This window comes from Moraxella porci DSM 25326 (assembly GCF_002014855.1).
Taxonomy (GTDB): domain Bacteria; phylum Pseudomonadota; class Gammaproteobacteria; order Pseudomonadales; family Moraxellaceae; genus Moraxella; species Moraxella porci.
Genome location: NZ_MUYV01000001.1, coordinates 263,696 through 279,583 on the forward strand (window position 1 = coordinate 263,696; position 15,888 = coordinate 279,583).

Here is a 15,888-nt window from a genome sequence, read left to right on the forward strand (position 1 = left end):
GATTGGCTAAGATTGTGATTTTTGGACTATAAAAAGGGATAAAGCCAATCACTTTATCCCTTTGATATGGTTTGAATCAGAACCCTTTATCAACCGCACGCCAGCCGATATCACGGCGGTATTGCATACCATCAAAGTTGATGCCATCAATGGCCTGTAGCGCTTTGGCTTGTGCATCTTTGATGGTGTCAGCCAGTGCCGTCACGCACAGTACACGACCACCGTCGGTCACGATATCATCGCCTTGTTGTTTGGTGCCAGCATGGAAGACTTTTAGGGTATTTGTGCCATTGTCAAGCCCTGTGATGACATCGCCTTTTGAGCTGCTCTCAGGGTAGCCACGGCTTGCCAAAACGACACCTAGTGCCACTTGTTTTGACCAATTGGCAGTCGCAGGCAAATTGCCTTTTAGACCTGCTTCAATCAGCTCAACCAATGAGCTTTCTAGACGCATCATGATTGGTTGTGTCTCAGGATCGCCAAATCGGCAGTTGAACTCAATCACATAAGGGTCATTTTGATCATTGATCATCAAACCTGCGTACAAAAATCCAGTATAAGGCGTGCCGTTCGCTTTCATCGCATCGACCACAGGGCGGATGACTCGCTCGATGACCTTATGATGCACTTCATCAGTCACCACAGGGGCAGGGCTATAGGCACCCATACCGCCAGTATTGGCACCTGTATCGCCTTCAAAGATGCGCTTGTGGTCTTGGCTCGTTGCCATCGGCAAGATGTTATCACCATCAATCATACAGATGAATGAGGCTTCTTCACCTGCCAAAAACTGCTCAATCACCACACGGCTGCCTGCATCGCCAAATTTATTACCCGACAGCATATCGTCGATGGCATCATAAGCTTCTTGCTCGCTCATGGCGACGATGACGCCTTTACCTGCGGCTAGGCCATCGGCTTTGATGACAATTGGCGCACCATTTTTTGCAACAAAGGCTTTAGCAGGCTTAATCTCGGTGAAAACTTCATAAAAAGCGGTTGGGATGCCATGTTTTTGCATAAAGTCTTTGGCAAAGGCTTTTGAACCTTCAAGCTGTGCACAGTATTTGGTCGGGCCCCAGACACCGATATTTGCCGCACGCAAATCATCTACAACACCTGCGACCAATGGTGCTTCAGGACCAACCACCACAAATGCGATGTCATTAGCTTGGCAAAATTCAACCACCGCCGCATGATTGGCAACATCCAAATCGACATTGACAAGCTTATCTTCGGTGTTGGTACCTGCATTGCCACGAGCGACATAGACTGTCTTAACGCGTGTATCTTTGGCACAAGCCCAAGCCAAAGCGTGCTCACGACCGCCTGTACCTAGTACTAAAATATTCATGATAATCCTTAGAACAAAGAAACTAAATCAATGGTGTTATTTTAACAAAATTTTTGGAATTTGGCGAAAAATAAATGGGTTTTTTAAGAGTTGTGGTAGATAAGGCTGGGATCTTACATCATTTCTCAATCACTTAAGCGAATTAAATGGTGTGCCATTGTTGATTTAAACTGGCATTTATTAAAAAACACATCATTGTTGATTTAACAGCCTTTGCCACAGCTTTAATGAGTTTGTATTTGAAATATTTTACCCAATTTAGTACGGTTTTTTTGGTTTATCATGAGTGTTAATTTTGATAAAACCATCTTAATACCATCGCTGCAAATGATGCATTAGTCAATTTATGTATAATCTGCCAAGTTCACGACAGTATCACAATAATGTCTGGTTAAATCATGGTCGTGGCTGACCATGACAAGCGTGCATTTTTGGGTACGACAGGCATCCGTGAGTAAGTCTAGCGTGGTTTTTTGGGTAATGGGATCAAGGCGGTTGGTGACTTCATCGGCGAATAGTAGCACAGGCCTCATCATAAGAGCTCTCATGATGGCAATGCGCTGTAGCTCACCGCCAGAGACACTCTCACTTGTCCGATCTAGTAGCTCAGGATGTAGCTGTAAGGCTTTCATAAGCGGTGTTATTTGGCTTTTGTCAAGGTTGTGGCGTTTGACCACATCATCAATGAGTGTGCCAAGTTTGATATGCTCAACAAAAGCCGATGGCGGATCTTGGTAGAGTTTTAGCACTTGGTGGCGTTTGGGTTTGGTGTGCCATGTCATCACCCCATTGGAAGGTGTGATCAGGCCGCAAATGGCGTCCCCAAGCGAACTTTTGCCGATGCCGCTATCGCCAATGAGTCCGACCGCTTGCCCTGCATGGAGCGTGATGTTCAGCCCACTAAATAACTCTTTATTACCACGACTGATGGCCACATCTTTTAATGTCAAAAGAGGGGTATCGATAGGCGAGATGTTTGTTTTTGTCCATGTGGCAGGATTGGCACTGATCAGTTCTTTGGCGTAGTCGGACTTGGGGTTTTGTAGGATATCGGTGGCTTGCCCTTGCTCTAACAACTTGCCTTTTTTCATAACCATAATCAAATCGCCATCGCCACTTAAGTGGTTGGCAACTTTGATGTCATGGGTAATGGTCAAAAGACAACCGCCTTGTTTAGCGACTTGAGCGAGCATATCCGCGACGGCTATTTTATTGGTGTGGTCAAGCCCTTTGGTGGGCTCATCGGCAATAACCATGTACGCTCCGCTCACGGTAGCAGATGCAAAGGACGCGCGCTGTGCCATGCCTCCTGATAGTTGATGAGGGTATTGGTCTTTGGCCTGATCTAGGGAGAGTTGTTTTAAGGCGTGCAGGGCAGCTGCTTTGGCGGTGGTGTTATCGGCTCGTTTGACAAAGTGCAGACTCTCCCAAATTTGGCGAAACACTGTCATGGTAGGATTAAGCGAACGCACTGGCTCTTGGGGTAGCATGGTCAAATCACGCCCCCATAGCTTGGCAAATCGGCGTTCATCAAGTTTGTCTTGGCCATCATGGAGCATCTTGCCATTGATGATGATTTGTCCTTTGACTATCAAGCCATTGGGTAATGCCCCCATGATGGCTTGTGCCAGCAGGCTTTTGCCTGAACCTGTCTCACCCAAAATGGTCAAATTTTGGCCGTTTTTATACTCAAGCTAATGGGTTCAACCAAAGTAGTACCGTCTGTGGTATGGATGGACAAGTCATTGATTTGAATTAAGATATTTTGCATGATTAATCGACCTGTTTGCCTGATAATAATTGAAAAGATAGCACGAGTAAAAACACGGTAATAATCGGCAAAAAGAATATCAAAGGCGCTTCATAATAATACGGAAATAACTCAGTCATCATAAGACCCAGTTCGGCAGTGGGCGGTTTGAGACCAACATTGATAAAGCCTAGTGTTGCTAGAGCAAGCACCGCATTGCCAGCTCCAAATGCTGAGAGCGTCCACATAACAGGAGCCAGTTTTGGCAGGTAGTGGCGTTTGATGATGTACCACAGACCCATGTCCATGAGTGTGCTGGCTTGTACTTCGCTAGATTTGCGTAGGTTTAGGCTCATCGCACGAGTCATCTTAAAAAACTCTACCCACATCACAAGTGACACACCCAGATACAGTGACCAAAAGCTATTAGGGGCGATGGATGCAAAGAGCAGGATAAAAAGCAAGCCTGGCAGCGCCATGATACAATCGCAAATAAAGTTAAAAAGCTTATCCAAAATCCCACCAAAAATCCCTGCTAGCAAGCCAAACAACAGCCCAAAGACGAGCGAAACTCCCACCGAGCCGATGATGAGCGAAAAAGACAGGCGAATGGCGGACGCCAGCCGTGCCATCATATCACGCCCCAGATGATCAGTGCCAAAGGGATGCGCTTTAGAGGGTGTTGACAAGACAATATCAAGATTTTGCATTGCGATGTCATAGGGGCGTATGAGCAGACTGCCATAGGCAAAGCCAAGTAGCATCAGCAAAATGATCAGTCCGATCAGTTGGGCAGCGGTTAAGTTTTTTAGGTATTTCATCATAATATGGGCAAATGGATAACAATCTTTGGCAAAGGCTGATAAACTTAGTGAATCTCATAACGAGGGTCGATGTAGCGATTGATGACATCTAAGATGGTATTTAGCATCACGAACAGCCCGCCCATAACCAAAGCTGAGCCTTGTATCATCGGTATGTCTCTGGCGATGATGGCATGAACTAGAGCATGACCGATACCAGGCCATGCAAATAGACTCTCCACGATCACCACTCCTTCAATGAGATAGATGAGCTGTACGCCATGATAGGCGACAATGGGAATGGCAATGTTACGCACGCCATGTCGTCTAAATGCTTGCCAAGAACTTAGCCCTTTTAATTTGGCAAATTCATAAAATGCAGAATCAAGCACCGTCACTGCGGCATTACGACTGACTCGAATGGAAACAGCCGACAGACCCAAGGCAAGCGTGAGAGCAGGCAGGATATAGTGGATCGGCTTGCCATAGCCGATGGCAGGCAGCCATTTTAAGTGTACTGCAAAAATGGTGATAAGCAATACGCCAGTAATAAAAGCAGGGGCAGAGCGAAGTATTGTGGCGATGAACAAGGTGAAACGGTCAAAGACGCCATCGGGTCTTAGCGCGGCGAGTACGCCTATCGGTGGTGCGATGATGAGCGAGATGATCAAAGCCACAAAAGCCAGTGACAGAGTATGCCCGAACTGATGAGCCAATTCATGCCATACGCTTTCCCCGCTGACGAGCGAATTTCCCAAATCCAAGCGGAGCAGGTCGCCAAACCATGCTACATACTGCTCATACCATGGCAAATCAAGTCCCAGCTCAGCTCTCACTTGGTTGGCAGAGCTTGCAGTGACTTGATCGTAGCCATAGCGAGACGCAGCAATACGATATGCCATGTCCCCTGGTAGGCTTCGCATAAGAATAAAGGTCAAGGTGCCGACCGACCAGATGACCAATAAAAGCTGGATAAGCCGTGATGTGACTGGTTTTAGCATAATACTGTATTTACCATAAACTAAAGCATGAAGCGCATAAAAAGTCAAAACCAAATCAGAGCGATGGTGTGCCGCTGTTTGGGTTTTGTGGCGTGTTACCATTTTAGTTGGTTGAGGTTGTATTTACGCTCAAAAGGATCAAGGCTCAAGCCTTGTAAGGTTTTATGAGCGGATGCACTTTGATGATAGTACACGATAGGGATAAGCGGACGCTCATCTACCAAAATGGTGGCAACTTGCTTTTTAAGCTCATCTCGCTTAGCATCATCGGTGATGGTGGCGATATCATGCAAGGCTTGAGTGAGTGCAGGGTTGTGGTAGTTCATCACGCCCCAATCACTGCCTTGTGGGTTTAGGTCTTCTTGAAGTGAAGCCAATGGGTCTGGGGTATTACCGTAGTTACGAGCGTACAGAGCCATTTGTAAAGTGCCATCTTGATGAGCTTTTGGAATTTCTGATGAATTGGTGATATTGACTTGTAAATCCACGCCGATTTTACGCCATTGGTCTTGTAGGGCGGTGGCGATCAGCGGCAGCTCTGGGCGGTCAGAGAATGTAATGAGTGATATGATAACTGGCTTACCATCCTTTTGTAACATGCCATCCGCTGTTTCATCAAAGCCATTGGCAAGTAATTTGGCTTTAATGGCGGGATAATCAGGGGTAGATTTTGCCACGCCAACCTGCCAACCACCAAACATGGGCGGTAGCAGCTCATATGCCCCTGCATTCCCAATGCGCAGCACCGATTTGGCAATAGCATCACGGTCTATGGCATCGGATAGTGCTTGACGGGTGGTCTTATCGGCAAAGAGTGGGTTGGCAATGTTCATCTTAATAGTTATGGTGCGAGCGAGCGTCTGGGTTGCTACTTGCAGGTCGCTGTTGTTTTGTAGGCGTTTTAGGCTGGCGCTATCAAGGGTGTACACCAAATGATCATCACCACTTTCAACGAGCAAAGCTCGAGTCTCGCTGCGAGAGTTGGCAAGGTAGTTTATGCGTGCGATATGGGCTTTTTGACCCCAATAGTTGGCATAAGCTGACTGCTCAATTTTTTGTGGCGGCTCAACCTTGTCGGCTTGATACGCCCCTGTGCCGATGATTTTGATGGCTTGCCCTTTATCATCAAAGGATGCTGAAGCCAGGATAATGGCAGTGGCGTGTGCCAAATAAGATGGCAAGGTGGACAAAGGCTCGGCAAGTTGAAACTCTACTGTTTTGTCATCGATTGCCTTGATTAGCTTAATATTGGCGCTTTTTAGTGCGGTGGGCTTGTTTAGGGCAAGCGTTAGACTGTTGACCACTTCTTTGGCTGTCATCGGCGTTCCATCATGAAATTTGACATCATCACGCAGAGTAAACACCCATGTTTTGCCGTTATCGGTGGTTTTCCATGTCTGTGCTAGAGCGGGGACAATTACCCCTGCATCGTCCACATCCACCAGCGTTTCACCAATGCCCATGCGTTGATAGATGAAGCCTGATGTGCTAGGATCAGTATTGGTAATCTCCCAAGGGGTAACGACCGTAAGCGTTTTATCGTTCACGCTAAGTGCGCCATGATTGGCCTTGGGTTGATCGTCGGTGCTACACGCAGTTAGAGCAAGGATGGCAACAAGTGAGCCGATGGGTATGGTTTGCTTGAGTTTCATGATGAATCCAAAAATATGTCATTCAAAATTAGGCTATGTTATTACATAACAAGATAAAATACAATAGCTGTACGAAAATGAGAAGACCGATCATTGGATTGATATTTGAATTATGATATTTCTAAGAATCTATCATTTCTAAGAATGTAACAGTAAAATCGTGACAAAAATTATGGCTTAGCCTATATAAAATAAGCTAAGCCACACAATAATCTCACTGGTATTAAGCTATTATCACCAGCCAATCAGCATAAAGTTAGATGATACTGATGTTGTACTCATCATCATTGAGCTTCGTCACAAGCTGATCACCTGATGACAGCTTGCCTACGCCTTTTGGTGTGCCTGTATAAATCAAATCACCAGCACGCAAGCCAAAATGTTTATGTAAATACTTTAACTGATAAAGCACATCAAACAGCATCTTATCCGTACTGTCATCTTGGCGAATCTCACCATTGACCGATAAGAAAACCTGGCAAACAGGCGGTGTGCCATGCGTCAAAGGTGATAGCCAAGCGCCATCACGAAAGCCTTTGGCAAGCGTCCAAGGCAGACCTTTGGCCTTGAGATTGGCTTGGACATCGCGAGCGGTCAGATCAAGCCCGACGCCATAGCCTGTGATGGCATCAAGGCTTGGCTCTTCGTCATCGCGGATATCACGACCGATATAGACCACAAGCTCAACTTCATGATGCACATCATCACTAAAGCTTGGTAGGGTGAGTGTGGTATCTTGGGTCAATGCAGTAGTGGGTTTCATAAATACCACAGGCTCGCCCGTTGGTGTATTGCCAAGCTCGCTGATATGCTCAGCATAACTGCGACCGATACAGTAGATATTGCCCACAGTGGCACTGTGACCGTCTTTAAACATCAGTGATTTCATCGCCTATCCTTATTACCATGATTGACATAAATGTCATTAACAGTATAAAACTGATGGCATCATAACAAATTTTACCCCATCAAATCAATGCCGATGGATGATGGGTGAGATAGGGTCAAGCCATGCTTGAGCATTGGTTTAGGATTTGCAATGATTGCTAATCAGCGTGGCAAGATAGGGGTGATAATAAGCAGGCAAATCATGCCCCATGCCACTGACCAGCACAAAGCGAGCATTTGGGATGACTTTGGCAAGAAACTTACCATGACTTGGCGCGACCAAGCCATCTTTATCGCCATGAATCACCAAGGTATTGGCTCGGATTTGTTTGGTGAATTTCAAAATCGACCCTGATGCCAAAATTGCGGTCAATTGCTGTGCCACACCAAGTGGATGGAAATTGCGTTGATAGCGTTTCTCAGCGATGGCGCGCGTGCCTTTGATATCAAGATGCCCTGGTGAGCCGACTGCTGTCATGAACCACACGCTATGACGCACCATATCACGCTCCGAATGACTCTCAGGGCGACGCACAAAGGTCATGAACTGCTTGGGATTGGGCGGTCGCAAAAACGCACGGTTGGCAGTCGAAAATAGCAGGGTGAGATTTTTGATGTATTTTGGGTAGCGAGCAGCGACGATTTGGGCAATCATACCGCCCATTGATGCACCGATGAGATTGACTTCAGATAGATGCATGGTCTTAATCAGTCGTGCGACATCTTCTGCCATGTCGGTGAGTGTATAGGGTACTTGCTCACCTTTATTGGATAGACCTGCTTGCACCTTGAGCATCATTTTGAGCTTATTGAGCCGTGGTAGGCCATCGATTTGGATTTTGCTTGATAGTCCCGTATCTCGGTTGTCAAAGCGAATCACAAAAAAACCTGCATCGATAAATAGCTTTAGAAAACTGTCCGACCAAAACAGCATCTGCGAACCAAGCCCAGTCACAAAAATCATCGGCGGATGCTCGGGATTGCCCCCAGCCTCGACACACAGCTGTATGCCATCACCGATATCAATGATGGCCTGATACAGATGCTCGGAGAGATCCGATGGATACCAATGGATATCACCGAATTTCTGCCAACCGTCGGGTACGGCACTTGGCTGTGTGTGAAAAGGTGTTTCGCGAATCATGGCGATTGATTAGATTTCGACCATTTCAAAGTCGGCTTTACCGACACCGCACTCAGGGCATAGCCAGTCTTCAGGAATGTCTTCCCAGCGAGTGCCGGGGGCAAGACCTTCTTCTGGGCAGCCAAGCTCTTCGTCATAAATCCAGCCGCAGACGATACATTGATATTTTTTCATAATTCACCTTAGTGCCTTGATTGTGCCAATCTTGGACTGGCACAATGTTGGGTAACAATCATCAGATGATTAGTTTACAGATGTATCGAAATTTTGCAAGTAAAATTTTTGAATTTTAAAAGTTAATCAAAGTTTGACAGTGTGAGAACGCACGCTGAACTATCTGGATTTACTCGATTTACTGAATACTCACAAGAATAATCTAATTTTTTGTTCTTATCTAGCATACGGATTGTATTACCCTTAATTTGGTAATAATACTCACCGCCTTCCATTGGTAGTAGATTTTTATATTTTCCTTTATAAAGCGTGATTGATGACCCAGCTTCAGCTTTAACAGTCACATTACCCTTTTTTGTGATGGTAATGCTTTCCCAAGTATCCATACCGCCTGCAATATTAAAATACTTCGTGCCAACAAACGGCAACTTTTGTGCTTTTGCCAAAGCAGGACTAGTGGCGGTTAATAATGCAAGTACCATGATAGTGGGTTTTAGCATGATAATTTCCTTATGATGACTAAATAATTAAGATAGTATCATTAAATATTTTTCAAATCAAGAAAAAAACCGCTTGCACTAGTTAGCACAAACGGTTCTGAAATTGGCTTGATTTATAAACCTGCCAATTGCTCGACCAATTTTTCACGAGCGGTGACAAAGCCATCAATCCCCTTAATCAGTAGGGAGTTTAGCGGATGCGACTCTTGGGCTTGCTCAAAGTCAGCTTGGCTCAGCGGTGTTGGCTTGCTGCTGATTTCACTATTTTGGATAAGCTGTCTTGTGACAGGTAGCTGACTGTTTGCCAATTCATCCAGCAGGGCAGGTGAGATGGTCAATAAATCACAACCTGCCAACGCGATGATTTGTTCGATACTGCGAAAGCTTGCCCCCATCACTTGGGTGTGGTAGCCGTGTGATTTATAAAATTGATAAATCGACTTCACAGAGTTTACGCCCATATCCTCACCGATGGCGATGTCTTGGCGGTTTTCGTGTGCTTTTTGCCAATCGGTGATGCGACCGACAAATGGCGAAATCAAAGTCACGCCAGCATCCGCACACGCACGGGCTTGTGCATCAGTAAATAGCAGAGTTAGGTTGCAGTGGATGCCTTGTTTTTCAAGCTGTTCGGCGGCTTTGATACCTTGCCAAGTTGATGCGATTTTGATCAGTACTCGCTCTTTATCGACGCCAAGTTTGGCATAGCGATCGATATAGTCATAAGCTTTGGCGATGGTGGCATCGGTGTCAAACGATAGGCGCGCATCCACTTCGGTAGAGACACGGCCTTGGATCAGAGTGCTGATTTGATGACCTAGTGCCACGGTCAGCGTATCGATGGCGGTATCGGTATCCAAGCCTTTGATTTGGCTTAATAATTCATCATGTTCGCCACTGGCAAAGGCAGCGGTAATCAGGCTTGGGTTGGTGGTGGCATCGACAGGCTTTAGGCGAGCAATGGCAGATAGATCACCGGTATCGGCGACGATGGTGGTGAGCTGTGATAATTGTTCTAAGCTGTTCATAAAAAAATCTCAATAGTCTAAAGGTGGGTTAAAAGTAGCACATTTGGGCGATTTTCGCTACTGGTTTTGATGTGATGAGTCATCTATTTCTTATATCAATCGATTGAATTTTCTTATATCAATCGATTGAATAATGTCTTTGTATCGCAGTAGAACGCGGTCGTATCGGCTAAAACGATTATAAAAGAAAGTTTGCCAAAATCACTACACCAAAACATAAAAATCGTGTATCATTGACATATTTATGTTGATTTAAAAAGGAAGCTGTCATGAGCGAAACGCCAACCTTGCCGATTAATACAGACGAAATCAAAAGCTACCGCAATCAAATTGATAGCATCGACGAACAAATTCAAACCTTGATCAATGAGCGTGCAAAAGTCGCCCAAAAAGTCGCCATCGCTAAAAAGAACCATGAAGATCATCCGATTTTTTATCGTCCTGAGCGTGAAGCTCAAGTGCTAAAAGCGGTGATGGCGCGTAACGAAGGCCCATTATCAGGCGAAAAGATGGCTCGCTTATTCCGTGAAATCATGTCGGTATGCCTTGAGCTGGAAGCACCGCAAAAAGTGGCGTATCTAGGACCTGTGGGTACATTCACTCACGCAGCAGCACTGAAGCATTTTGGTAAGGCGGCGACCACCGTATCACTTGCCACCATCACGGATGTGTTTCGTGAAGTTGAATCGGGCAGTGCGATGTACGGCGTCGTGCCAGTTGAGAACTCATCAGAAGGCGTGGTCAATCATACCTTAGATGCATTCCTTGGCTCTAGCCTAAAAATCATCGGTGAAGTGGAGCTACCTATCCATCATAATTTTTTGGTCGCTGAACACACCAAAGTCAAAAATCTAAGCTGTATCTATGCACATCAACAAGCTTTGGCACAATGCCGTCATTGGCTGGATGTCAATTTCCCAAGTGTGGAGCGTATCGCTGTATCAAGTAATGGCGAAGCGGCTCGCCGTATCCAAAATGAATGGCATTCAGCTGCTATTGCAGGGGATGTGGCTGTGGCAGAATACGGCCTACACAAGCTGCACGAAAATATCGAAGATAATCCAAATAACACCACGAGATTTTTGATCATTGGTCGTGAAGATGTCGGTGCATCTGGTGCGGATAAGACATCCATCATGGTCTCAAGTCCTGATAAAGCGGGTGCGCTGATTGAGATTCTTGAGCCGCTGCGTCGTCATGGTGTATCGATGACCAGTATCGAGACTCGTCCAGAGCGTCCGAACAAATGGGCTTATGTGTTCTTTATTGACATGAATGGCCATATCAGTGATGATCATGTGGCTGCTGCTATCGAAGATATTCGCCCATTGGTCAAGGATTTGCGAGTGTTGGGTTCTTATCCAAAAGCCGTATTATAATTGATGATATCTCTTAGCTTTTGTTAAGAATTGAGTGATTATTTTAATGCAAATTATCATCAGTCAAATCGGGAAATATCACCAATGGATGAGATGACAAAGCCGTTATTTGCCCATCTGTGCGTGATTGGGCTTGGGCTGATTGGTGCGTCGCTGGTGCAAGCGGTGCATAATGCCAATCAGCGTCGCAGCACACCGCTTGTCGGTAAAATCACCGCAATGGACACCAACGCCACAAGCATCAAGGATGCCATCAATGCCGGTGTGATTGCTGATGGCAGTACTCAGATTGGCGAAGCTGTCAAGGGTGCGGATATCGTGGTGATTGCTGTACCTGTCAAGGCGATGGCATCTGTAATGCACTCGCTTAAATCGGCGATGGATGCAGGTGTCTTGGATGCAGACTGCCTAATCAGTGATGTTGGTAGCACTAAGCAAAGTGTTGCAGCGCTTGCTGATGAAGTTTTTGGCGACCATCATCATTTTATCGGTGGGCATCCGATTGCAGGTGCTGAGAACTCAGGCTTTCATGCCAGAAATGGCGAGCTGTTTGTACAGCATAAGCTGATATTATGCCCGACGGACAGTACGGATTTGACACGGCTTGCCAAACTGCGTCAGCTATGGCAGGGTGTGGGTGCTGATGTCATCGAGATGGATGCCAAGCGTCATGATGAGATTTTGGCTTATACCAGTCATTTGCCGCATTTATTGGCGTTTAGCCTGACGCATCAGCTGGCAAGCCATGATGATAATTTGGATATTTTTCGTTATGCTGCAGGGGGCTTTCGTGACTTTAGTCGCATTGCCGCCAGTCATCCTGTGATGTGGCATGATATTTTTATCGCCAATAAATCAGCACTGCTTAACTCTCTAGATGAGTTTCAACAACATCTGAATGAATTTAAAGAAATTATCGAGACACAAAATTCAGAAAAATTACTTGATTGGCTGGCGACCTCTCGCCATGCACGCCGTCATTTTGGGCATATGCTTGCCAAAAAATCCACACACAAACCCAATAGCATCATCACAACCGATGCCATCAAGGACACGATTATGAGTCAAAGCTACCATATCCGCCCCCAAAACCACATTGCAGGTACCATCACCGTACCAGGGGATAAATCTATTTCACATCGCAGTATCATGTTTGGCTCGCTTGCCGATGGCGTGACTCATGTGAGCGGTTTTTTGCAAGGTGAAGATGCGCTGGCGACGTTGCAGGCATTTGCTGATATGGGTGTCAAAATCGAACGAGATGGCGATAAAGTCACCATTCATGGTGTGGGTATCGATGGCTTACAAGCACCAAAAGAGCCGTTGTATATGGGTAATTCAGGCACAAGTATGCGTCTGTTGGCAGGGATTTTGTCTGCTCAACGCTTTGACAGTGTCATGACTGGGGATGTTAGCCTATCTAAGCGTCCGATGGAGCGTGTCGCAAAGCCACTGCGTGAGATGGGTGCCGTGATCCAATCGACGGGCGAAAAAGGTACAGCACCGCTATCAATCACAGGTTCGCAGTCATTGACAGCGATTGATTATACCTTGCCTGTGGCATCAGCACAGATTAAGTCATGCTTGATTTTGGCATCACTTTGGGCAAATGGCACGACCACCATCCGTGAGCCTGAAGTTAGCCGTGACCATACCGAGCGTATGCTGAACGCCTTTGGTTATCCTGTACACACTGATGGTAATGTCATCACGGTGACAGGTGGCGGACGCTTGACGGCGACGGATATCATCGTACCTGCTGATATCTCAAGTGCGGCATTTTTTATGGTGCTGGGTGCAATAGGTGGTGGTGAAGGCTTGACCATCCAAAAAGTCGGCATGAATCCAACTCGTACTGGTGTGATTGATATTCTAAAGCTGATGGGTGCTGACATCACTGTGACCAACGAAACCATCGTCGGTGGTGAGCCAATCGCTGATATCACCGTTAAGCCATCAGATTTGCACGGCATTGATATTCCTGAGCATCTCGTGCCACTAGCGATTGATGAGTTTCCTGTGCTGTTTGTTGCAGCCAGCTGTGCCACAGGTACAACCAAACTGACTGGCGCCAAAGAGCTCAGAGTCAAAGAATCTGACCGTATTGCAGTGATGGCAGATGGTTTGGCGACTTTGGGCGTAGAATCAACCGTCCTAGAAGATGGCATCATCATCCAAGGTCGTGGTGTGGCAGGCGAGCGTAATGCCATCTTTGGCGGTGGTGTGATTGAGTCACATCATGACCATCGTATCGCCATGAGCTTTGCGGTGGCGTCAGCTCGTGCATCTGATGAGATCATCATCCAAGGTACTGAGACGGTCAATACCAGTTTTCCAAACTTTGCCGAACTTGCCAATTCGGTCGGCCTAAGCATTGATGTGAAATAATTCTCTTTATATTTCATTCATTGAGATATGATTTGTGCTTGATGATTGACCCATGAATTCATCACTGTTTGTATCGCCAAATGGTGATGAGTCAATAAGGAAAATACATCGTGAATCAGCCAACCAAAACGGTCAAGACCACCACCCAAGGCATCATCACCGCTTTGGTGGCTTTTTTGTTATGGGGAAATTTCCCCTTATATTTTAAAGAGTTAAGCCATTATGATGCCATCGAAGTCATCGTGCATCGAGTGGTCTGGACGTTTGTACTGCTACTGATTGTGCTGATGCTTAGTCGTCGTACAGCTTGGCTTGGTGTGATTCGTCATCAGCCCAAATGGCTTGGGATTACCTTTATTGCAGCACTGCTCATTGGCACCAACTGGCTGACTTATGTCTGGGCGGTGACCCATAATCAGGTGCTTGAGGCAAGTCTCGGTTATTTTATCAATCCATTAATGGGTGTGGCATTATCTTTAGTATTTCTAAAAGAAAAACTCAGAAGCTTACAAAAAATCGCAGTGCTACTTGCCGCTATTGCTGTCGGCATACAAGTGGTGTGGCTAGGCGGTCTGCCGTGGGTGAGTTTGCTATTGGCACTGAGTTTTAGCGTTTATGGGATAATTCAGCGGCAGACACCGTTTGATGCGATTGATGGCTTATTTCTTGAGACGGCATTGCTATTACCATTGTGTCTTTTGTGGCTATCACAAGCAGGCGTGGCAAGTTCAAGCCTTGATTTGTGGTTGTCATCGGATATTTGGCTATTAATGCTGTCAGGCCCAATCACGCTGATTCCATTATTGCTTTATAATAAATCCACCAAAATGGTGAGTTTTACTTTATTGAGTTTTATGGGTTATTTAACGCCAAGCATAGTATTTTTGCTTGCGGTGTTTTTGTACAAAGAGCCATTTAGTCTCCAAAATATCATCGTCTTTGGATTGATTTGGACAGCTTTGGCGATTTTTAGTATTGATATATTAAAAAGAAAATCTAATTAATTAGTTATCATTGGAAAACCATTATGGGCGATATTGTCTTTATCCAAGGCTTGGAGGTAAATACGCTGATTGGCGTGTATTCGTGGGAGCGTGCGATTAAGCAGCAGCTGATTTTTGATGCAGAGATGGTGTGTGATATGAGTCGTGCCATCAAGGATGATGATGTGGCACACGTGATTAATTATAAAACGGTCAGCGAAGACATCGAGCGACTGTGCCACGAGATTCAGGCTGAACTGCTTGAAACATTGGCAGATAAGATTGCTGAACATATCCTAACTCATTATCCCTGTAGCCAAATTACGCTCACCATCCATAAACCGAACGCCATCAAGGCAGCCAAAAGCGTCGGTGTCAAAATCGTACGCAGGGCATCTGTATGACGGATGGGCAAGTTGATCATTTGGTGATCGCCTTGGGGAGTAATCATCAGGCGGATACGGCTTTTGCTTGTGCAGTGTCCAAGCTTCAGAAATTTGGCGAGATGCGATTATCGGAGCTTGTGACTGGGAGTGATTTTACAGGGCGTAGTCAGCGAGTGTATCATAATGCTGTAGCACACATAGCACTGACAAAGTCTATGCAATATACAGACATAGAAACTACGCTTAAGCAGATTGAGCAGGCTTGTGGTCGCGATCCTACCAAAAAATGTGCCGAGTATGACTATGAAGTGGCGATGGATTTGGATATTTTGGCGGTGTCTATCGATGGGCAGTGGCGGATGAATCCATCACGCCTACCTTTAAAGTCTCATGATATGCAAGGGGTGCGACAAGTGGCAGCTTTTTTGTTGGATTTGACCGATTGATCGGTCATTGGT

General features: G+C 45.9%; 15 protein-coding genes. 5 read left to right on the forward strand and 10 right to left on the reverse strand.

Features of this window, described 5'->3' with window-relative positions; translation table 11 throughout:
• Positions 1-76: 76 nt before the first annotated feature.
• The 10 genes from purD to B0681_RS01325 form a co-directional block, all read right to left on the reverse strand.
• A complete protein-coding gene (gene purD, locus B0681_RS01280) occupies positions 77-1,354 on the reverse strand; it encodes a phosphoribosylamine--glycine ligase (RefSeq protein ID WP_078316934.1) in 1,278 nt (425 codons plus the stop codon).
• A 344-nt stretch (positions 1,355-1,698) separates the two neighbouring features.
• Positions 1,699-3,024, reverse strand: coding sequence for an ABC transporter ATP-binding protein (locus B0681_RS01285; protein WP_211271483.1), 1,326 nt, complete (start codon positions 3,022-3,024; stop codon positions 1,699-1,701).
• 103 nt (positions 3,025-3,127) lie between these two features.
• The gene (locus B0681_RS01290; RefSeq protein ID WP_228143819.1) at positions 3,128-3,928 is read right to left on the reverse strand and encodes an ABC transporter permease; all 801 of its coding nucleotides are present in this window, start codon (positions 3,926-3,928) and stop codon (positions 3,128-3,130) included.
• A gap of 44 nt (positions 3,929-3,972) precedes the next feature.
• The gene (locus B0681_RS01295) at positions 3,973-4,908 is read right to left on the reverse strand and encodes an ABC transporter permease (protein ID WP_078317213.1); all 936 of its coding nucleotides are present in this window, start codon (positions 4,906-4,908) and stop codon (positions 3,973-3,975) included.
• A 95-nt stretch (positions 4,909-5,003) separates the two neighbouring features.
• Positions 5,004-6,560, reverse strand: coding sequence for an ABC transporter substrate-binding protein (locus B0681_RS01300; protein WP_078316936.1), 1,557 nt, complete (start codon positions 6,558-6,560; stop codon positions 5,004-5,006).
• A 256-nt stretch (positions 6,561-6,816) separates the two neighbouring features.
• A complete protein-coding gene (locus tag B0681_RS01305) occupies positions 6,817-7,449 on the reverse strand; it encodes a fumarylacetoacetate hydrolase family protein (protein ID WP_078316937.1) in 633 nt (210 codons plus the stop codon).
• Positions 7,450-7,587: 138 nt separating this feature from the next.
• Positions 7,588-8,592 (reverse strand): alpha/beta fold hydrolase, encoded by a 1,005-nt coding sequence (locus B0681_RS01310; protein WP_078316938.1) that lies wholly within the window; start codon positions 8,590-8,592, stop codon positions 7,588-7,590.
• Between the two features lie 9 nt (positions 8,593-8,601).
• Positions 8,602-8,766 carry a rubredoxin gene (rd, locus tag B0681_RS01315; protein ID WP_078253585.1) on the reverse strand — a complete coding sequence of 55 codons (165 nt, stop codon included), beginning with the start codon at positions 8,764-8,766 and terminating at the stop codon, positions 8,602-8,604.
• A 122-nt stretch (positions 8,767-8,888) separates the two neighbouring features.
• Complete coding sequence (locus B0681_RS01320) at positions 8,889-9,266, reverse strand: hypothetical protein (RefSeq protein ID WP_078316939.1); 378 nt, start codon at positions 9,264-9,266, stop codon at positions 8,889-8,891.
• Positions 9,267-9,379: 113 nt separating this feature from the next.
• Entirely contained in the window at positions 9,380-10,294 is a 915-nt protein-coding gene (locus B0681_RS01325; RefSeq protein ID WP_078316940.1) for a transaldolase, read from the reverse strand.
• A 269-nt stretch (positions 10,295-10,563) separates the two neighbouring features.
• Here B0681_RS01325 and pheA point away from each other — a divergent pair, with 269 nt between their 5' ends.
• The 5 genes from pheA to B0681_RS01350 all read left to right on the forward strand — a co-directional run bounded on the left by pheA (position 10,564) and on the right by B0681_RS01350 (position 15,876).
• On the forward strand, positions 10,564-11,673 hold the full coding sequence (gene pheA, locus B0681_RS01330) for a prephenate dehydratase (protein ID WP_078316941.1): 1,110 nt from the start codon (positions 10,564-10,566) through the stop codon (positions 11,671-11,673).
• 84 nt (positions 11,674-11,757) lie between these two features.
• Positions 11,758-14,061, forward strand: coding sequence for a bifunctional prephenate dehydrogenase/3-phosphoshikimate 1-carboxyvinyltransferase (locus tag B0681_RS01335; RefSeq protein WP_078316942.1), 2,304 nt, complete (start codon positions 11,758-11,760; stop codon positions 14,059-14,061).
• Positions 14,062-14,171: 110 nt separating this feature from the next.
• Positions 14,172-15,065: an EamA family transporter RarD gene (gene rarD, locus B0681_RS01340; protein ID WP_078316943.1), complete on the forward strand. Its 894-nt coding sequence runs from the start codon at positions 14,172-14,174 to the stop codon at positions 15,063-15,065.
• Between the two features lie 23 nt (positions 15,066-15,088).
• A complete protein-coding gene (gene folB / locus B0681_RS01345) occupies positions 15,089-15,448 on the forward strand; it encodes a dihydroneopterin aldolase (protein WP_078316944.1) in 360 nt (119 codons plus the stop codon).
• Positions 15,445-15,876 carry a 2-amino-4-hydroxy-6-hydroxymethyldihydropteridine diphosphokinase gene (locus B0681_RS01350; protein ID WP_078316945.1) on the forward strand — a complete coding sequence of 144 codons (432 nt, stop codon included), beginning with the start codon at positions 15,445-15,447 and terminating at the stop codon, positions 15,874-15,876. Before folB ends, B0681_RS01350 begins: the two co-directional genes overlap by 4 nt.
• Positions 15,877-15,888 lie beyond the last annotated feature (12 nt).